The sequence below is a fragment of the Nocardia sp. NPDC005998 genome (genome assembly GCF_040614395.1).
Taxonomy (GTDB): Bacteria; Actinomycetota; Actinomycetes; order Mycobacteriales; family Mycobacteriaceae; genus Nocardia.
The window spans coordinates 20,673-38,075 of sequence record NZ_JBEXUI010000020.1; the positions used below are offsets into that span (position 1 = coordinate 20,673).

The 17,403-nt window shown below is 65.3% G+C and carries 18 protein-coding genes and 1 pseudogene; 8 read left to right on the plus strand and 11 right to left on the minus strand.

What is annotated here, in order from left to right:
* Positions 1-36 precede the first annotated feature (36 nt).
* From ABZ293_RS24640 to ABZ293_RS24655, 4 genes are all read left to right on the plus strand, one after another.
* The gene (locus ABZ293_RS24640; protein WP_355184206.1) at positions 37-867 is read left to right on the plus strand and encodes a mycofactocin-coupled SDR family oxidoreductase; all 831 of its coding nucleotides are present in this window, start codon (positions 37-39) and stop codon (positions 865-867) included.
* Positions 868-1,055: 188 nt separating this feature from the next.
* A complete protein-coding gene (locus ABZ293_RS24645; protein WP_355184208.1) occupies positions 1,056-1,505 on the plus strand; it encodes a helix-turn-helix transcriptional regulator in 450 nt (149 codons plus the stop codon).
* A 5-nt stretch (positions 1,506-1,510) separates the two neighbouring features.
* Positions 1,511-1,921 (plus strand): VOC family protein, encoded by a 411-nt coding sequence (locus tag ABZ293_RS24650; RefSeq protein ID WP_355184209.1) that lies wholly within the window; start codon positions 1,511-1,513, stop codon positions 1,919-1,921.
* A 264-nt stretch (positions 1,922-2,185) separates the two neighbouring features.
* Complete coding sequence (locus ABZ293_RS24655; protein ID WP_355184211.1) at positions 2,186-4,567, plus strand: excinuclease ABC subunit UvrA; 2,382 nt, start codon at positions 2,186-2,188, stop codon at positions 4,565-4,567.
* 16 nt (positions 4,568-4,583) lie between these two features.
* Here the strand turns inward: ABZ293_RS24655 and iolB are convergent, their stop codons facing one another.
* Genes iolB through iolC form a run of 3 tightly spaced genes read right to left on the minus strand, consistent with a single transcriptional unit; the run spans position 4,584 to position 7,308 of the window.
* Positions 4,584-5,465 carry a 5-deoxy-glucuronate isomerase gene (gene iolB, locus ABZ293_RS24660; RefSeq protein WP_355184213.1) on the minus strand — a complete coding sequence of 294 codons (882 nt, stop codon included), beginning with the start codon at positions 5,463-5,465 and terminating at the stop codon, positions 4,584-4,586.
* Positions 5,466-5,470: 5 nt separating this feature from the next.
* Positions 5,471-6,346: an aldolase gene (locus ABZ293_RS24665; RefSeq protein ID WP_355184214.1), complete on the minus strand. Its 876-nt coding sequence runs from the start codon at positions 6,344-6,346 to the stop codon at positions 5,471-5,473.
* The gene (gene iolC, locus ABZ293_RS24670; protein ID WP_355184216.1) at positions 6,343-7,308 is read right to left on the minus strand and encodes a 5-dehydro-2-deoxygluconokinase; all 966 of its coding nucleotides are present in this window, start codon (positions 7,306-7,308) and stop codon (positions 6,343-6,345) included. Before iolC ends, ABZ293_RS24665 begins: the two co-directional genes overlap by 4 nt.
* A 191-nt stretch (positions 7,309-7,499) precedes the next feature.
* Here iolC and ABZ293_RS24675 point away from each other — a divergent pair, with 191 nt between their 5' ends.
* Positions 7,500-8,237 (plus strand): GntR family transcriptional regulator, encoded by a 738-nt coding sequence (locus tag ABZ293_RS24675; protein WP_355184218.1) that lies wholly within the window; start codon positions 7,500-7,502, stop codon positions 8,235-8,237.
* 247 nt (positions 8,238-8,484) lie between these two features.
* Here ABZ293_RS24675 and ABZ293_RS24680 read toward each other — a convergent pair whose 3' ends face one another.
* A complete protein-coding gene (locus ABZ293_RS24680) occupies positions 8,485-9,198 on the minus strand; it encodes a cation transporter (protein ID WP_355184220.1) in 714 nt (237 codons plus the stop codon).
* Positions 9,198-9,527, minus strand: a complete 330-nt coding sequence (locus tag ABZ293_RS24685; protein WP_355184222.1) for a metalloregulator ArsR/SmtB family transcription factor — start codon at positions 9,525-9,527, stop codon at positions 9,198-9,200. The genes ABZ293_RS24680 and ABZ293_RS24685 overlap by 1 nt, the downstream gene beginning before the upstream one ends.
* Before the next feature lie 104 nt (positions 9,528-9,631).
* On the opposite strand from ABZ293_RS24685, the pseudogene ABZ293_RS24690 reads away from it, so the two are divergent.
* Positions 9,632-9,906, plus strand: a pseudogene (locus ABZ293_RS24690) (hypothetical protein); the annotation flags it as partial.
* 259 nt (positions 9,907-10,165) lie between these two features.
* Here ABZ293_RS24690 and ABZ293_RS24695 read toward each other — a convergent pair.
* The 3 genes from ABZ293_RS24695 to ABZ293_RS24705 are packed head-to-tail and all read right to left on the minus strand — an operon-like array spanning position 10,166 to position 11,782.
* On the minus strand, positions 10,166-10,903 hold the full coding sequence (locus ABZ293_RS24695) for an alpha/beta hydrolase (RefSeq protein WP_355184224.1): 738 nt from the start codon (positions 10,901-10,903) through the stop codon (positions 10,166-10,168).
* Positions 10,904-10,926: 23 nt separating this feature from the next.
* Positions 10,927-11,472: a dihydrofolate reductase family protein gene (locus ABZ293_RS24700; RefSeq protein WP_355184226.1), complete on the minus strand. Its 546-nt coding sequence runs from the start codon at positions 11,470-11,472 to the stop codon at positions 10,927-10,929.
* 4 nt (positions 11,473-11,476) lie between these two features.
* Positions 11,477-11,782, minus strand: coding sequence for a hypothetical protein (locus ABZ293_RS24705; RefSeq protein WP_355184228.1), 306 nt, complete (start codon positions 11,780-11,782; stop codon positions 11,477-11,479).
* Between the two features lie 214 nt (positions 11,783-11,996).
* Between ABZ293_RS24705 and ABZ293_RS24710 the strand changes: the two genes are divergently transcribed.
* The gene (locus ABZ293_RS24710; protein ID WP_355184430.1) at positions 11,997-12,986 is read left to right on the plus strand and encodes a sigma-70 family RNA polymerase sigma factor; all 990 of its coding nucleotides are present in this window, start codon (positions 11,997-11,999) and stop codon (positions 12,984-12,986) included.
* 31 nt (positions 12,987-13,017) lie between these two features.
* On the opposite strand, the gene ABZ293_RS24715 is transcribed toward ABZ293_RS24710, so the two are convergent.
* The 3 genes from ABZ293_RS24715 to ABZ293_RS24725 all read right to left on the minus strand — a co-directional run bounded on the left by ABZ293_RS24715 (position 13,018) and on the right by ABZ293_RS24725 (position 16,281).
* Positions 13,018-13,407 (minus strand): hypothetical protein, encoded by a 390-nt coding sequence (locus ABZ293_RS24715; RefSeq protein ID WP_355184230.1) that lies wholly within the window; start codon positions 13,405-13,407, stop codon positions 13,018-13,020.
* 188 nt (positions 13,408-13,595) lie between these two features.
* Positions 13,596-15,236: a GMC oxidoreductase gene (locus tag ABZ293_RS24720; RefSeq protein ID WP_355184231.1), complete on the minus strand. Its 1,641-nt coding sequence runs from the start codon at positions 15,234-15,236 to the stop codon at positions 13,596-13,598.
* A 274-nt stretch (positions 15,237-15,510) separates the two neighbouring features.
* Entirely contained in the window at positions 15,511-16,281 is a 771-nt protein-coding gene (locus tag ABZ293_RS24725) for an AraC family transcriptional regulator (protein WP_355184233.1), read from the minus strand.
* Positions 16,282-16,362: 81 nt separating this feature from the next.
* Here ABZ293_RS24725 and ABZ293_RS24730 point away from each other — a divergent pair, with 81 nt between their 5' ends.
* On the plus strand, positions 16,363-17,343 hold the full coding sequence (locus ABZ293_RS24730; protein WP_355184235.1) for an alpha/beta hydrolase: 981 nt from the start codon (positions 16,363-16,365) through the stop codon (positions 17,341-17,343).
* The last annotated feature ends 60 nt before the right edge of the window (positions 17,344-17,403 follow it).

The following is a 17,403-nucleotide window of genomic DNA, read 5'->3' on the forward strand; positions in this document are numbered from 1 at the left end:
GTAACCATGGGACTGCCGAGTCGAGAGGGGACGCAGATGGGAAAGCTGGACGACAAAGTCGCGCTGATCACCGGCGGCGCACGCGGTCAAGGGCGTTCGCATGCGGTCACTTTGGCCGCCGAGGGCGCCGATATCGTGCTCTGCGATATCGCCGAGCCGATCGGCAGCGTGCCATATCCGCTGGGCTCCGAGGACGATCTCGCCGAGACCGTCAAGCTGGTCGAGGAGACCGGACGGCGTTGTGTGGCCGTCAAAGCCGATGTGCGCAGCCGATCCGAGATGGACGCGGTCGCCGAACGCGCCATCGCCGAATTCGGCCGGATCGATATCCTGCTCGCCAATGCGGGTATCGCCTCGGGTGCGCCCATCGCCGAGATGGACGAGCAGATGTGGCAGGACATGATCGACGTCAACCTGACCGGCGTCTTCCACAGCTTTCGTGCCGTGGTGCCGCATATGATCGAACGCCGCTCCGGCCGAATCGTTGCCACCTCGTCCATTGTCGGCCGCATGGGTGCGGCGAATTCCGGGCACTATGCGGCCGCGAAATGGGGCGTGATCGGTTTGGTGAAATCGCTTGCGCACGAACTGGTTCCGCACGGCATTACCGTCAACGCGGTGCTACCGGCCGGTGTGCGCACCGACATGATCATGAACCCGGCGATGTACTCCGCCATGGTGCCGGATATCGAGAATCCGACCCGCGAGGACGTGGAGGCCATGTTCGCCGCCGCACCTCCCAACGGCGATCTGATTGTGCCGCAGGAGGTTTCCGAAATGATCCTGCTACTGGTCGGCGCACACGGCCGTCACTTCAACGGCGAAGCCATCACCATCTCCGGCGGTATGAGTGCGGGCACCACCTGAGGCCGCACCACCGCCGCCGAATCCGCGGACTCGGATCGGCAGAGCGTGATCAACGATCCGGCGTTCATGGGCGCCATGTCCGCCGTCGACACCGCTTGCGGTTTCTAGCGATTTCCGTGCCTCCGGCAGTTGACTGCGTGCTGGCCAGCGCTCGACTGTCGGACTTTCGATATGGCACGATCTGGTAGGTGACCAGCAGACCCGCAACGGAGGATCACCTACGCGATCTCGCGCGGCTGCGTCGCGTCCGCGACCGAATCGACCGGGAGTACGCGCAGCCGCTGGACGTCGAGGCGCTCGCGCGCGACGCGCATATGTCGGCCGGGCACCTCAGCCGCCAGTTCCGGCTCGCCTATGGCGAGCCGCCGTACGCCTATCTGATGACACGGCGCATCGAGCGGGCGATGGCGCTGTTGCGTCGTGGCGACCTGAGTGTCACCGAGGTCTGTTTCGCGGTCGGCTGCTCGTCGCTGGGAACCTTCAGCACTCGCTTCACCGAATTGGTCGGCGTGCCGCCGAGCGTCTATAGGGAGCAGCAGGCCCGCGCGACGGAGGGGATGCCGTCCTGCGTGGCGAAGCAGGTGACCAGACCGATCAGGAATCGAGAAGCGCAGGTTGACGCGTCGCAACTAGCGTGATCGCCATGAACATCACCATTCACCAGGCCTACCTCCCGCAGGACGACCCGGACGCCGCCCTGGCCTTCTATCGCGACACTCTCGGCTTCGAGGTCCGCAACGACGTCGGATACAACGGGATGCGCTGGATCACGGTCGGCCCCGTCGGCCAGCCCACGTCCATCGTCCTGCATCCGCCCGCCGCCGACCCCGGTATCACCGACGACGAGCGCCGCACCATTGCCGAGATGATGGCCAAGGGCACCTACGCCAGCATCAACCTGGCCACCGATGACCTCGACGGCGTTTTCGAGAAGCTGCAGGCCAGCGATAGCGCGGAGGTCGTTCAGGAGCCGACCGAGCAGCCGTACGGCATCCGCGACTGCGCCTTCCGCGACCCCGCGGGCAATATGGTCCGCATCAAGCAACTGCGCTGAGCTATCCGGCAGCTGCATGGGGCCTGTCGGCAACCCGCCGAGCAGCCCGGCAATCACCGCCCTGACCTGCGCGGACGGCTGGGCGAATGGACCGGGACGATGCCGGTGGCGGGCACCGCCCGCCACCGGCACAGCAAACAGCTGCCACGCCCCGCGCCGACGAAGAACAACCGAACGCCCTGCTCGAAGCTGGTTAGATCGAGCCAGGCGCCTCCGTAGGAGCCCGCGCAGGCGGCCCGCGTAGCAGATGGAGACACGATCAGCATGGCCAAGAAGACGGACACGCAATCGCCCGCACCCCGGGTTGCCGACAGCCACGATCTCATCCGCGTGGTCGGCGCTCGCGTGAACAACCTTAAGGACATCAGCATCGAGATCCCCAAGCGCCGGTTGACGGTATTCACCGGCATCTCCGGTTCGGGCAAGAGTTCGCTGGTATTCGATACGGTCGCCGCGGAGTCCCAGCGGCTGATCAACGAGACCTACAGCAGCTTTGTGCAGGGTTTCATGCCGACGCTGGCGCGGCCGGACGTCGACGTACTCGAAGGGCTGACGACCGCAATCATCGTCGACCAGCAGCGAATGGGTGCCGATCCGCGTTCCACCGTCGGCACCGCCACCGACGCCAATGCGATGTTGCGCATCCTGTTCAGCCGACTCGGGAAGCCGCACATCGGCTCCCCGCAGGCGTTCTCGTTCAACGTCGCCTCGATCAGCGGCGCGGGTGCGGTCACGGTGGAGCGCTCCGGGCAGACGGTGCGCGAGCGCCGCAGCTTCAGCATTACCGGTGGCATGTGCCCGCGCTGCGAGGGCAGGGGTTCGGTCAACGACATCGATCTGACCCAGCTCTACGACGACTCCAAGTCGCTCAACGAGGGTGCGCTGACGATCCCCGGCTACAGCATGGACGGCTGGTTCGGCCGGATTTTCACCGGCTGCGGCTTCTTCGACCCGGATAAGCCGATCAAGAAGTTCACCAAGCGAGAGCTCAACGACCTGCTCTACAAGGAGCCGACCAAGATCAAGGTCGAGGGCATCAACCTGACCTATGAGGGCCTGATCCCGCGGATCCGCAAGTCGATGCTGTCCAAGGATGTCGACGCGCTGCAGCCGCATATCCGCGCCTTCGTGGAGCGGGCGATCACCTTCACCATCTGTCCGGAGTGCGACGGCACCCGGCTCAGCGACCAAGCTCGGTCATCGAAGATCAAGGGCAAGAGCATCGCTGATGCCTGCGCGATGCAGATCAGCGATCTCGCCGAATGGGTCAGCGGCCTGAAGGAGCCGTCGGTGGCGCCGCTGCTCGCCGCGCTGCGGCACACCCTCGACTCATTCGTGGAGATCGGGCTGGGCTACCTCTCGCTCAACCGGCCGTCGGGCACGCTTTCGGGCGGTGAGGCACAGCGCGTCAAGATGATTCGCCATCTCGGCTCCGCGCTCACCGACGTCACCTATGTCTTCGACGAGCCGACCGTCGGCCTGCACCCCCATGACATCCAGCGCATGAACGACCTACTGCTGCGGCTGCGGGACAAGGGCAACACGGTGCTCGTCGTGGAGCACAAACCGGAGACGATCGCCATCGCCGACCACGTTGTCGACCTCGGGCCCGGGGCCGGTGCGGGCGGCGGCACAGTCTGTTTCGAGGGCACCGTCGAAGGTTTGCGGACCAGCGGCACCATCACCGGCCGCCATTTCGACGACCGGGCCGCACTCAAGGAGACGGTGCGAAAGCCCAACGGCACGTTGCAGATTCGCGGTGCAACGACGAACAACCTGTGCAATGTCGATGTCGACATCCCGCTCGGAGTGCTCACCGTCATCACCGGCGTCGCGGGCTCCGGCAAGAGTTCACTCGTGCACGGTTCGATCCCCGCAGAGGGTGTGGTGTCGGTCGACCAGGGCGCGATCCGCGGCTCGCGGCGGAGCAACCCGGCGACCTACACCGGACTGCTCGAACCGATCCGCAAGGCGTTCGCGAAGGCCAATGGCGTGAAGCCAGCGCTGTTCAGCGCCAACTCCGAGGGCGCATGTCCCAATTGCAATGGCGCCGGTGTCATCTACACCGACCTGGCGATGATGGCTGGCGTCGCCACCACCTGCGAGGAGTGCGAGGGGAAGCGGTATCAGGCAGCGGTGCTGGACTACCACCTCGGCGGCCGCGATATCAGCGAGGTGCTGGCCATGCCGGTGACCGAGGCCGAGGAGTTCTTCGGTACCGGCGAGGCGCGGATTCCGGCGGCGCACAAGATCATTCAGGCACTCGCCGATGTCGGCCTCGGCTATCTCAGCCTCGGCCAGCCGCTCACCACACTGTCCGGCGGCGAGCGGCAGCGGCTCAAGCTGGCCACTCATATGACCGACAAGGGCGGCGTCTACGTCCTCGACGAGCCGACAACCGGCCTGCACCTCGCCGACGTCGAACACCTGCTGGCCCTGCTCGACCGGCTCGTCGACTCCGGCAAGTCGGTCATCGTCATCGAACATCACCAGGCGGTCATGGCGCATGCCGACTGGATCATCGATCTCGGCCCCGGTGCGGGCCATGACGGCGGCAAGATCGTCTTCGAGGGCACACCCGCGGACCTCGTCACCGAACGCTCCACCCTCACCGGCGAACACCTCGCGGCCTACGTCGGCGCGTAGGCGTCCGAAATCGGCCTCACTGTCGATTCCGCTTCGCGCCCATGGGAAGCCGCGGATCGATCGCCATATCGGTCCAGGTGCCGCGCAGCCACGCCTGTGCCGGATCGTCACTGATCCGCCAGGCCCGTTCCGGTCCGGGACCGGCCATGATGTTCAGGTAGTACATGTGGTAGCCGGGCGCCGCGATGGACGGGCCATGGTAGCCGTGCGGTACCAGCACCACATCGCCGTCGCGGACCTCCTCGAGCACATCGATCGGCCGCTCCGGAGTTCCGTACACGCGGTGGTAGCCGAAGCCCGGCGAATCATCGGCGCCGCGGGCGAATTCGAAGTAATAGATCTCCTCGAGCGGGGTCTCGGTATCGGTGAGCTCATCGTGTTTGTGCGCCGGATACGACGACCAGTTGCCGCCCGGGGTGATCACCTCGCAGGCGATGATCGAGTCAGCTTCGAAGGTGTCCGCGGTCGCGAAGTTGTGCACCTGACGGCTGCAGTTGCCTGCACCGCGCAACTCCACCGGCACATCGACGGCGGGGACATATCGGAACGGGAGCTGCCGTTGCGCGTGAGCGCCGCCGAGCGCGAATCGCCCGCCGTTGGCAGTGGTCACGGTGTAGGAGTTGTCCCGGCCGATGTAGGCGAAGTCGGTCGGGCCGTCGAAAACACTGTCGCGCCCGGCCAATTCGCACGACTGACCAGCACTGACCACGGTGCACGAACCGGACAGCGGCACAATGACGATCTCATCGGTGCGGCTGTGCGTGCGATGGGACTGCCCCGGCTCGAGTTCGATGACATGCAGGCTGCAGTGCTCCCAGCCCGCCGACTCCTGGGTGAGCTCCACCGTGTACGGCGCACGGCAGCTGCGGGCGGCGGGTATGTAGTGCTTACTGTGCATGCCGATCACCGCACCAGCGATACGGCAGTATCGACGGCGCCCGCGACATCGCCGTCCCGTGGATACAACAGGGCGCGGCCCACGATCAGGCCCCGAACCCCCGGCAGCGCAAGGGCTTTCGCCCAATGGGCGTAGGTATCGTCTGGATCTGTCTGCGGGTCGCCGCCGAGCAGCAGGGTGGGCAGGGTGGTGGCCTCCATGACCCGCTCCATCTCCGCGACGACGGGCAGCTTCAGCCAGGTGTATGCCGATGTGGAGCCCAGTCCCTGAGCCAGGTGAACGCTTTTGATGACCGCATCCGGCGACAGGTCGTTGACCACCTTTGTCCCCGGCCCATCGGGCCGGTGCGATATGAACGGCTCGAGCAGCGCGGCCAGGCCGAGCGCGGCGAGCTCATCGATGGCGGCGGCGCTCGCGGTCATCATGGACAGGGTGCCCGGATCGGATAGATCGAACCGATTGAGCATCTTGGCGCCATTGAGCCCGGCCGCGGCGGTCGCCCGCGCGGTATACCCGGTCATCCGGTCGTCGAGCTCGAAATCCGCGCCCGCGATACCACCTCGGTTCATCGAGCTGAATACGACCTTGTCTTCGAGCGCACCGAGCAGCAGCAGGTCCTCGATGATGTCCGCGGTGCCGAGCACACCGTCGACACCCGGCCGGGCCAATGCCGTGACCAACCGGTCCAGCAGCTCCATGCGGCTGTTCATGGCATAGGGGTTGCCCGCGGCCGCCAGTGCGCCGCGGGCGGGATGATCGGCGGCGATGATCATCAACCGGCCGTCATCGCGCACCAGGCCGCGGCGGGTCCTGACATCGAATGCCCTGGCGACGGCGCCGGGATCGGCCGCGCGCACCTCGGTCAGCTCGGCTACCTTCATGGCTTGGCCCTTCCGGTCGGTGACAGCTCGACAAGTGCGTCGATTTCCGCGCTGGTCGGCATGGCAGTGGAACATTCGAGCCGGGCGGCGACAATGGCCCCGGCGGCATTGGCGCGACGCAAGATGGTCTCCAGATCCCACCCGGCGAGCAGGCCGTGACACAGACTGCCGCCGAAGGCATCTCCGGCACCGAGGCCATTGACCACCTCGACGGTTGCGGGCGGCACCACCACCGATTCGTGGCGGGTCTTGCCGAGCACACCATCCGGGCCCTGTTTGACGATGGCCAGTTCGACCCCCAGATCCAACAGCGCGTCGGCGGCCCGCTGCGGGTCGGTCTCGTCGACGGCGATGCGGCACTCCTCGCGGTTGCCGACCGCCACCGTGACCTGTGTCAGGGCTCGGCGCACCTGTTCGCGGGCCTGGCTCTCCGCGGCCCAGAACATCGGCCGGTAGTCCAGGTCCAGTACGGTCAGCGGTCGGCGTTCCCGGATCGACCAGGCCTCGAAATGTGCTGCGCGAGAGGGCTCCTGGCACAGTCCAGTGACGGTGGACCAGTACACACCGGCACCGCGGATGAGTTCGGGATCCACCTGTCCAGCGGTGATCTGCAGGTCCGGCGCGCTGGGCTCGCGGTAGAAGTACAGCGGGAAATCGTCGGGCGGGAAGATCTCGCAGAAGGTCACCGGTGTCGCGAAGCGGCCGGTGGTCTGCACGAGTGCATCCGAGACGCCGAGGCGGACCAGCTCGCGCCGCACGTACCGGCCGAAGGGATCGGCGCCGACACCGGACCACAGCGCGGTGCGCCGCCCCAGCCGCGCCGCCGCCACCGCGACATTGGCGGCACTGCCACCGAGGAACTTGCCGAAGGTGTCGACATCTTCCAGACCGACTCCGGACTGGAGCGGATAGATATCGACGCCGACCCGACCGGTCGACACGACCTCGAATTGAGCGTTCACAGGCTGACTCCAGGGTTGGTCCAACTCGACGGGCATTGCCGCCTGTCCAGACTGTGCGCCACGCCGCGCCGCCTTGTCAAGACTTTGTCAGGACATACTGACTTACGGACATATTGAATCGGTGCGGCTCGAAGTGCCTTACAGTGGATGAAACGGCGGTCACCAGCACCCGCCCGCCCCGAGGAGTCACGATGCCAGCGCCACTGGATGTCGCGATCGACCGCACGAGCCCGGTCCCGCTGTATTTCCAACTGGCACAAGGCATCGAGAACGCGATACTCAGCGGTCGACTCGCACCCGGTGACCGCATCGAGAACGAACTGGACCTGGCCAAACGGCTCAACCTGTCGCGGCCGACCGCTCGGCAAGCGATCCAGGCGCTGGTCGATAAAGGGCTGTTGATGCGCAGGCGCGGGGTGGGAACCCAGGTGGTGCAGAATCAGGTGCATCGCCCGGTCGAATTGACCAGCCTCTACGACGACCTGCTCACCGCGGGGCAGGAGCCGACCACCGAATTGCTCGACTACCAACTCGGCGCTCCCGATATCGATATCGCCAAGGAACTCGGCGTGCCCGAGGATGCCCGCTTCGTGACCTTCCGCAGGCTGCGCCGGGCCGGAAGTGAACCGCTGGCCGTCATGACCAATTATGTACCTGCCGAATTCGCGCCCGCGCCCGACCAGCTCGAGCTACACGGATTCTATGAATGCCTGCGGGCCAAAGGGATTCACATCGCACTCGCGCGTCAGCGAATCGGTGCGCGCAGCGCCACCCGGGCCGAGGCCCAGCTACTGGAGGAGCGGACGAACGCGCCGGTGCTGACCATGCAGCGCGTCGCTTTCGACAGTTCCGGACGCCCGGTCGAAATGGGTCGGCACGTGTACCGGGCCTCGCGGCACTTCTTCGATACGACCGTGCTGAGCCGCTGAAACGGTGAGACTCGAAATCTGGCCAAACGGATAGTTTGTCCGAACATATTGATATATATTGTCAGCCCTGCGATCGAACCATCCGCATCGCAAACGCGTCCCGATCATCGATCCTGGGCCGCCGCGATCATATTCGCGGCCTCACCGACACCCCCGGATCAGGTGCACCGCGTGTCGTCGACATTCTTGCAGCGTACTGACGATCAAATGCGGTCCCGACTCGATGGGCTCAGGCCACCTCGATGATTCAGGCGCAGCACTCGCATTCGTGCCCAGCAGCGGGGTCGTCCACCCCCAGGGCCATGGGGGATGGGCAGCAGGTATCGCCGCGCCAGGCATTGATACCTTCCTTGCCCGCGATAGCGGCGATCATCAGTGCCGCGATCGCATCGGCCCACGACCAGCCGAGCAGGCTGTTGATCGCCAATCCGATCAGCAGCACCGCCGACAGGTAGGTGCAGAGCAGAGTCTGCTTGGAGTCCGCAACCGCTGAGGCGGAACCGAGTTCGCGCCCGGCACGACGCTGCGCCCACGACAGCACCGGCATGATCGCCAGGCTCACCGCCGCCAGCCCGATGCCGACCGGCGAATGTCGAGCCTCGCCACCGACCCGCAGCAGAGACAGGATCGAATCGACGCTCACGTAGGCGGCCAGCGCGAAGAATGAGAACGCGATGACCCGCAGCGCGACCTTCTCCCGCTCCGCTGGGTTACGCCCCGCGAACTGCCACGCCACGGCGACCGCCGATGAAACCTCGATCACCGAGTCCAGACCGAACCCGAGTAATGCCGCCGACGACACCCGGGCACCCTCGGTCAACGCGATGATCGCCTCGATCATGTTGTAGGAGATAGTCGCGGCGACGAACCATCGGATACGCCGAGCCAGTACCGCCCGTCGCTCCGGAGACGGACCCGTCACCGCCGAGGGCGGTGACGGAATTCCCAGCGACTGCGACATCAGCAGCACCCCTGCGCATCGGAGTCCGGGCAGCACGCCGGATCCACTGCCAGCACCAATCCGGTGAGGTCGTCGAGCGCACGAGCAATGCGGGGATCGGCGAGCTCATAGCGCGACCGGCGACCCTCCGGAATCGCCACCACCAACCCACAACCTCGCAGGCACGCAAGGTGATTCGACAGAATCTGGCGCGAGACCCCGATCCGGTCGGCCAGATCCGAGGGGTAGCTCGGGGCAGTCCGCAGGCTCAGCAAGATCTCGGTGCGCGTCGGGTCCGACAGGGCATGCCCGAAACGGGCCAACGCATCACGGTGCAGCACGGCTTCCATACCCAAGACAGTACATAAGAATCTGTATTCAGAAAATAGTGAACAATTGGAGCTGAACCTCGGCCGCTCACCGGGGGTCCCGGTAGTAATCGCGCGAAAAACAACCGGTGGAGCCCTCGGCGTCCGCGGTGAAGTGCCGAAGTGGACAAGCTGGGATTCCTGCGTGGCCTGGGCGCGGATCGCCTGGATGTGTCGGTGTTGCCGGCGGAGCGGCGGCGGGTTCCTGGCCACGATGGGGTGCCGCCTAAGCCTGCAGGCTCTGGAGCGGCGAGATCCGCAGCGCCGGTACCCGATCCTGCTGACGGTGCTGGCGCAGTGCGCGACCGATGTGCTCGATGAGGTGGTGCAGCTGTTCGACCAGGCGATCTCGGCGAAATTCAGCACCACCGACAGCGCAGGCCCATGGCGTAGACGATGTTTCCGTCCGCCGTAATGCTGGATGGCGACTGTGAACGGCCACAGCACCACGACTCAGTTCACACGGACGACACGCCCACTCAGCCAGACGACGTGATTGGGAGCGAGATGCCCCGCCTCGATCAACATCCGAATCGCCCTGGCGAGTCGGGATTTCAATGCAGTGCGACGACCTGGTTGGGGCCGCCGTGATGAACAGGTGAACGGCCCCAACCCGGACGTTAATCTCGCCCGGCGTGAATGAGAGTTTCGGCGAGTTCTGCGGGGTGGGTGGTCATGGCGTAGTGAGCGCCCGGCGTCTGGAGTATCCGGCATAGTGGGCCGAGCCGTTGAGCCCTTTTCTCCCAGCCGTATTCTCCTGGGGGAAAGGAGATGTCGTTGACGGGGTTGATATAGCTGGTCTTGATCCTTCCCGAGCCGATCAGCTCGTAGAAGACTCGAAGGTCGAGTTTGTCTGTGAAGTAGGCGACCGGTACGGGAGTCATCGCGCCGAAGATTGTTTCGGCGTCGGCCCGGGCCATGTCGTTGCAGGCGCGTTCCCGGATCAGGTCGAATGGCAGCAGGACCCCTTGGGTGGGGTCCAGCATGCCGAAGATCGCGGTTTGCTCGGGTGGGAACTCGTCAGCCAGTGCGTGACCGTCCGCGACCGCGAGGGCACTGAGGAACACCAGCCGGGTGATCGATTCGGGGACATGTTCGGCGGCTTTGGCGATGAAGCTGCCCGCGATCGAATGCCCGACAAGCACGATGTCGGACAGGTCGTGTTCGCGGAGGTACTCCACGAGTGAGGCGACCGCGTCGGCGTGGGTGAGATTCAACGGTGCTCCTGGACCGTGCCCGGCGAGGGTAGGTGTGTGCACCGAGTGTCCGTGGCTGCGCAGCTCGGCCGCGACGTGCTCCCAGGTGGCTCCGGTCTGGAAGGCTCCATGCACCAGCACGAAAGTCGATGGGTTAGTCATTGTCGGATTGTTCCTTTCTTCGATCATTTCTCCACCTCGTAGGTGAGCTTCACGACCTTCGAGAAGGTCTTGACGGCGGCGAGTCTCAAGTTGGCGACCTGGCCGGCGCGGAAATAGAATTGGTCTCCGCTACCCATGAGAAGCGGGTACATGGTGAGGTCGATAGCATCGACCAGCCCTTCCCGCAGGAGCGTCTCCCCGAGCCGACCGTGTCCAAGGATCAGCAGAGGTCCGCCGTCTTGCTCCTTCAACCGTGTCACCTCGGGGATCACGTCGCCTCGGACGATGGTCGGGTTGCCCCAGTCGGCGTTGTCCAGGGTGGAGCTGAACACGTATTTCGGCATCTCGGTGAGCCGTTCGCTCCACATCGGTTTGTGCGTGCTGCCGCCGTAGAGCGCGGCGAAATCCTCGTAGATGTGCCGGCCGAACAGCAACGCGTCGCACGCCTCCAGCAGGCCCAGGCCGTCACGGAGGTAGGCGTCGTCCTGGTGTTTGCCCACTCCCATACCCACAGGGTCGGAGGTGACGCCGTCCGCGGAGGTCAGAACGTATTCGATGATCTTTCGCATGGCTTCACTCCGTCCCGGCGGGGAACTCGATCGCCGCCGCGATCTCGACTCCACCGCCGCCGGCCAGGGCGGGACAGGTCTTGGCGATCGTCGCGGCGGCGTCGAGGTCGCTCGCCTCGATCAGCGAGTAGCCTGCGAGCTTGGTGCCGGTCCCGCAGACACCGACAGTGGTCGATCCAGGGGTGGGCAGGCCCTGATTGGTAAACCGGCCTTCCAGGTTGGCGAACCAAGCGCCCCAGACAGCCAGCGATTCGGGCTGACCAGGTACGAAGGTGGCCGGCGTCCGATAGGTGAAAACGAATGTGGCCATGATGCGTGCTCCTTGGTGTGGGATGTTTCGGCCCGAAGCGAGTTGACCGCTCGGTGCCCGGTTCCGGTGGCTCACCGCTCGGCGAGCGGGTGTATAGACACCGATTTGCGCCGAGAATGGTCGCTGGGACGGCGACCAGTTCGCGGTGAGGTCGGTGTCTATACACCGACCGAGTGCCGATGACCTAGGAGGGAACGTGGCGAACGGTGAGGTGATGGCGCGGGCGCGGGCCGGTGACAGTGAAGCCTTCCGAGAGTTGACCGAGCCGTATCGGTGGGAATTGCAGGTGCATTGCTATCGGATGCTCGGATCGTTCCAGGATGCCGAGGATGCGTTGCAGGACACTCTGCTTGCCGCCTGGCAGGGTTTGGCCGGATACACCGAACGTGCCTCGATCCGTACGTGGCTGTACCGGATCGCCACCACTCGGTGTCTTAACGCGCGTCGCTCGGCGAGCCGACGCCCGGTCACGGAGTGGGATGTGCCGAATGTCGAACCACCGAAACCGAGCCGACTCGGCGAGGTGGTGTGGCTGCAACCGTTTCCCGATGTGGTGCCGGGTCTATCGACCGACATTCCGCTCGGGCCGCAGGCCCGGGTCGAGCAGAGCGAGGCGATCTCGCTCGCGTTCGTGACCGCGCTTCAGGAGCTGCCGCCGCGTCAGGTCGCCGTGCTCGTCCTGCGTGATGTTCTCGGGTTCCGCGCAAACGAGGTCGCGGAGATGATGGAGACGTCCGTCGATGCGGTCAACGGCGCACTGAAACGGGCGCGCGCGGGTTTGCGACATCACCGCCTGCTTGGCGAGGATCGGGAGCCGGCGCCGCGGGCCGGTTCTGCGGCAGAAGAGGCCGTCACCGCCCAATTTGTCCATGCGTTCCAGAACAACGATATCGACGCTTTGGTGGCGCTGCTCACCGATGACGTCTTCACATCGATGCCGCCGTTGCCGTTCGAGTACGAGGGCCGCGACGCCGTGGCCGGTTTCTGGTCCACGCTCTTCGACACCGGCCGCCGGATCCATCTGGTTCCGACACGCGCCAACAGTCAACCGGCGTTCGGCACCTACCTGCACGCGCCGAACGGCATCCGTCATGGCACCGGCCTCGTCGTCCTCACCCTCCGCGGCGATCGAATCCGCGCCATGACGCGCTTTGACAGCAGCGTCCTGCCGTGGTTCGGACTGCCACGTTCACTCCCGAGTTGATCTAGTGCTGTGGACGGGAGCGGGCGATCGGTCAAACAGCCGACACCAGCGCCTTGACCTGATCGACGGTGGCGCGCAGCGCTTCGAGCTCCTCACGTTCGCTCGACCGCATTGCCGTGTCGGAGGTGACGAGCTTCTCGATCGCCGTGCGCAGGGATTCGGCAGAGTGTTCCTCCCCGCCGGCGGCGGCGAGGACGACCTGGCCGATCGCCGAGCTTCTGGTGAAGACCATGGTCCAGTCGTACTGCTGGCGGGTCAGGAAGGTGGCAGCCAGTCCCGCCTGGTCCAGGTTGTGCTTGATCATCCCGATCGGACCACCGTCGAGCCGTCCCGCCTGCACACGGTCACGCAGGTCGTACATCTGCACCGACAGACATCCGCCAGCCTGCTCGACGTGCCCAGCCAGCTCACCAGCGAACACGATCCGGGCCTACCGCGGCGACCTGAACGCCTTCGCCGACCACTACGACGGTGACCTCACCGTGATGGGAGTGGAGCCGGTCCAGCGATCGCCAATATGTACACCGGCTCCCGCGCGAACCCACAGCTACGGCGGCACCAGCGAAATCATGAAGGAAATCATCTCCCGCTGGCGCTGAGACGACAGGGTCATGCCAGGTCGGAGGCGATGATCTTCTCGATATTTCGTTCCGCGAGACCGGTAATGGTCAGGAAGGGGTTGACGCCGGTGCTGCCGGGAATCAGCGAACCGTCGATGACGTACAGGCCGGAGTATCCGTTGAGCCTGCCGTAGTTATCGGTGGCCTGACCGAGCAGGCAGCCGCCGAGGGGGTGGTACACGAAGTCGTCGCCCCAGATCTTGTAGAGGCCGAACAGATCGGTCCGATAGATCGTGCCCGCCTTGGAATTGATGGCATCGAATACTCGCTTGGCCGCATCGATCGAGGGCTGGGTGTGGGACGCCTGCCAGGATAGGTCCACTCCGCCGGTGGACGAATTGTAGGTGAACCGAGCGCGGTTGGGGTTCTTGGTGATCGCCAGATAGAGATTCACGCCGTTCTCGGTATTCGTTGGGAATGGGGCGATTTCGGCGAACACCGGACCGTTGGCATCGGCCCAGTTGTCGACGCCCATACACGGAATCGCGGATTGGAGCGCCCCGGTCAAATCCAGCCCGGCCCGGCCCACCATCACATTGCCATTGTTGCCCCAGCCCGCGCCGACCGAATCGGCCAGATTCGGCAGCTTGCCCAGTGCTTTCATGGTCACCAGCAGCTTGCTGGTACCGACGCTGCCCGCCGCGAAGAAGACCTTATCTGCGGTGACGGTCTTGGTCGCCACCGTATTGCCGAGCACGTCCATCTGCGTGATGACCACCGTGTAGCCACTCGCGGCCGGTGCCACACTGGTGACCTTGTGCAGTGGGGAGATGCTCAGTTTGCCGGTCGCGGCGGCCACCGCCAGATAAGTCTTGTCCAGTGAGCGCTTTCCGAAGTTGTTGCCATAGATCACCTCACCGCCCAGCGCCGAGCGAGTGACGGTATTCGCCTGCTCCTTCTGCATGTAACTGAAGTCGTAGACGTTCGGCACGAAGGTCGTTGCGTAGCCTGCATTGTTGGCGGTCTTTCGACTGACCCTCGCGTATTTGTAGCATTCGGCGGACTCGAACCACGCCGGGTCGACATTGTTGACCCCGAGTGCGGCCTGAGCCCGGGGAAAGTAGGTGGAGTACATCGCCGACGCGTCGACCGATGGCAGAATCTGTTGGAAGTAATCCTGTTTCGGCAGCGGAGCCATACCGCCGTTGACCAGCGAGCCACCGCCCACGCCACGGCCCTGATACACCCGCGTCGCCGCAAACTGCTCCGAGTCGAGTACACCGGCGTCGCTCGGGCTGATGTCTCGGTTGATATCCGCCCCGACGAAATGGTTGATCGGCTGATCGGTCCTGGTCCGGAACCAATACGACCGCTCGTCCGGATCGATCATGGTGCAGAAGACTTTTCCGTCCGACCCGGGCGCGGTCCAGTTCTGCCCCATCTCGATCATCGCGACCTGTTTGCCCGCCTGACACAAGCGCAGTGCGGCGACCGCTCCGCCATAGCCGCTTCCGATAATCAGATTCGGCACATGATCCCCGTTGCCGATGGGTGCCGCCGACGCTTTCGCGGTCCACGCGGCCGGACCGAGTGCCATTGCTCCGGCCGCAATTGCAGTGCCCGCCAAGAATTTCCGGCGGGGAATCCCTTGGCGAACGCCGGTGTTGGCCGAGGGGCGTCGGTCGTACATGAGCGAAACCTTCCGATATGAGGCGCGGGAGAGCACCTCGAGTCGGCAGAATGTAACAGGTTCTAGTTAAGCCTCGAGGCGAATCGCATCGTTGATGTGTCACGATGCCGAGCGAGTTGTCCCGCCCCGCACCGAAAGGCGTAATAGCGCTGGCCCACAACCTATTTCGCAGAGAACGCCGTCCGTGCAGAGGTGCGTGCCGCAAGAACAACAGCTACCGCGCTGAGATTGCCGCCCCGAACAGTCCGCAATTATCGAAACAACCAGGCGCAGGCTAGGTTCCGAGATCGAAGCGAATACCGGAGCGCAGCGCAGCGGTGGCGGACAGTCCGAACATGTGGTGGAAGGTTTCGCTGAAGTGTGACGGGGTGGCGAAACCGGCGTCGGTGGCGCATCGCGTGAGATCGCGGCCGGTCGCGGCGTCCCGGATCGCGTGCATGACGCGGGTCCATCGCTGATAGCCGCGGAACGTGGTGCCGGACTGCTGAGTGAACAACCGCAGGAAATGCGTCGTGGACAGTCCCAGATTTGCAGCGATGCTTTCGGCCCGGAATGTGCGATTCGGGTCCCGGCGGATCGCGGCGGCGACCGACTCGATCCGCTGATCGGCAGCCGGTGCCCGGCCGGAGACGGCCCGAGCGAAGATTCGGTCCGGATCCACATCCTCGCCACGGCACAGCTCGATGAGCTCCTGCTCCCGTCGGTGGCCCAGACCGTACGGCCCGGCGGTCGCCGTCATCTCCTCCGCGATGCCGGTGGCGGGCACACCCGCGGGGTCGACGAACAGCAGCAGGATCCACTTCTCGGGGGCGACGACGCGGTGCACCGCGCGAGCGGGGGCGAACGAGCTGCCGGCGCGGATATCCCCGTGTGCGGAGGTCTCCAGAACGAACGGCTCGTCGAGGCCGACGCTGAGCACCGCGACCGAGGGTGAATGCAGGTCCACGCCGAGTTCCGGCCCGATATAGCCGACATGACCCGGCCGCACCCACACCAGCGGCGACTTTGTCGTACCGCATATTTCCGAAAGCGCACCCACGGTCACAACTGCCAGGGTATCGCCATGCCGCCCGCAAGACGGCGGTCGACCAGAGCACCAGCACCAGCACCAGCCGGAGGGCACATCATGCGAGGCAAAGTTCCACTGCGAGTTCGAATTCTCACCGCGCTATCGACCGAACCGGACTGGGATTCGATCACTCCGGATGAGGTCATCGAATTGCGCGAAGCGCAGTTCCGCAAGCGCCGCTCCGCGATCGGCAGGCTCGCCACCGGCAAGCCCGATCGGGGCGCGACCATCACCACACCCGTCCTCGATCTGCCGGAGCGGCGGCTGGGCATTCGCGTGTACCGGCCCGAGCGTGCGGGCACAGACCTGCCGCTGATCGTCGCGTTCCACGGCGGCGGATTCATCGGTGGCGCACCGGATCAGGACGATTGGCTGCTCGGTCACCTGGCGGTCAACTGCCCGGCCGTGGTCATCTCGGTCGACTACCGGTTGGCGCCCGAGCATCCGGTGCCCGCGCCCATCGAGGATGCCTACGAGTCCGTGTCCCACCTCCTCGAGCTGGCTCCCGTGTGGGGAGCCGATCCCACTCGGCTCGCCCTGCTGGGTGCCAGTGCGGGCGCCACACTCGCGGCGCTCACCGCCATCAAGGCGAAGGAACTCGGGCTGCCGGTGTGCGCCCAGGTGCTGATCAACCCGCAGCTCGACTGGACCGCCCGCGTCTTCGAGTACCCCTCGTTTACCGAGAACGCCGACAGCCCGACCGCCACCCCGGCCAATTGCCGTGCCGTGCAACGTATCGCGCTGCCCGCATCGTTCGACGCCCGGGTGATTTCACCGATCGAAAGCGACGACCTCGCAGGACTCGCTCCGGCCCTCATCCAGTCCGCGGGTCTCGACACGCTGGAGGACCAGGCTCCGGCCTACGCCGAGCGGCTGCGACAGGCGGTCGTCGAGGTGATGTTGACCCGCTACCCGGAAGCGGTGCACGCCTTCCTGAGCATGCCGGGCCTGGTGCCCGCGGCCCGGCCCGCACGCGCCGAGATTCTTGCCCACCTGCGAAGCCACTTACTGGAGCGCTCGGGCGCAGCGGCGCGATAGGGCTCGGCGGTACGGCTGAGCACAGCGGTGCGGGTCGAATGCCCGCCCCTACGACAACCC

Coding starts and splice junctions, on each gene's coding strand:
- ABZ293_RS24640 (WP_355184206.1), top strand. CDS start 37: ATGGGAAAGCTGGACGACAAAGTCGCGCTGATCACCGGCGGCGCACGC.
- ABZ293_RS24650 (WP_355184209.1), top strand. CDS start 1,511: ATGAACATCACCATTCACCAGGCCTACCTCCCGCAGGACGACCCGGAC.
- ABZ293_RS24655 (WP_355184211.1), top strand. CDS start 2,186: ATGGCCAAGAAGACGGACACGCAATCGCCCGCACCCCGGGTTGCCGAC.
- iolB (WP_355184213.1), bottom strand. CDS start 5,465: ATGCACAGTAAGCACTACATACCCGCCGCCCGCAGCTGCCGTGCGCCG.
- ABZ293_RS24665 (WP_355184214.1), bottom strand. CDS start 6,346: ATGAAGGTAGCCGAGCTGACCGAGGTGCGCGCGGCCGATCCCGGCGCC.
- ABZ293_RS24675 (WP_355184218.1), top strand. CDS start 7,500: ATGCCAGCGCCACTGGATGTCGCGATCGACCGCACGAGCCCGGTCCCG.
- ABZ293_RS24680 (WP_355184220.1), bottom strand. CDS start 9,198: ATGTCGCAGTCGCTGGGAATTCCGTCACCGCCCTCGGCGGTGACGGGT.
- ABZ293_RS24685 (WP_355184222.1), bottom strand. CDS start 9,527: ATGGAAGCCGTGCTGCACCGTGATGCGTTGGCCCGTTTCGGGCATGCC.
- ABZ293_RS24695 (WP_355184224.1), bottom strand. CDS start 10,903: ATGACTAACCCATCGACTTTCGTGCTGGTGCATGGAGCCTTCCAGACC.
- ABZ293_RS24700 (WP_355184226.1), bottom strand. CDS start 11,472: ATGCGAAAGATCATCGAATACGTTCTGACCTCCGCGGACGGCGTCACC.
- ABZ293_RS24705 (WP_355184228.1), bottom strand. CDS start 11,782: ATGGCCACATTCGTTTTCACCTATCGGACGCCGGCCACCTTCGTACCT.
- ABZ293_RS24710 (WP_355184430.1), top strand. CDS start 11,997: ATGGCGCGGGCGCGGGCCGGTGACAGTGAAGCCTTCCGAGAGTTGACC.
- ABZ293_RS24720 (WP_355184231.1), bottom strand. CDS start 15,236: ATGTACGACCGACGCCCCTCGGCCAACACCGGCGTTCGCCAAGGGATT.
- ABZ293_RS24730 (WP_355184235.1), top strand. CDS start 16,363: ATGCGAGGCAAAGTTCCACTGCGAGTTCGAATTCTCACCGCGCTATCG.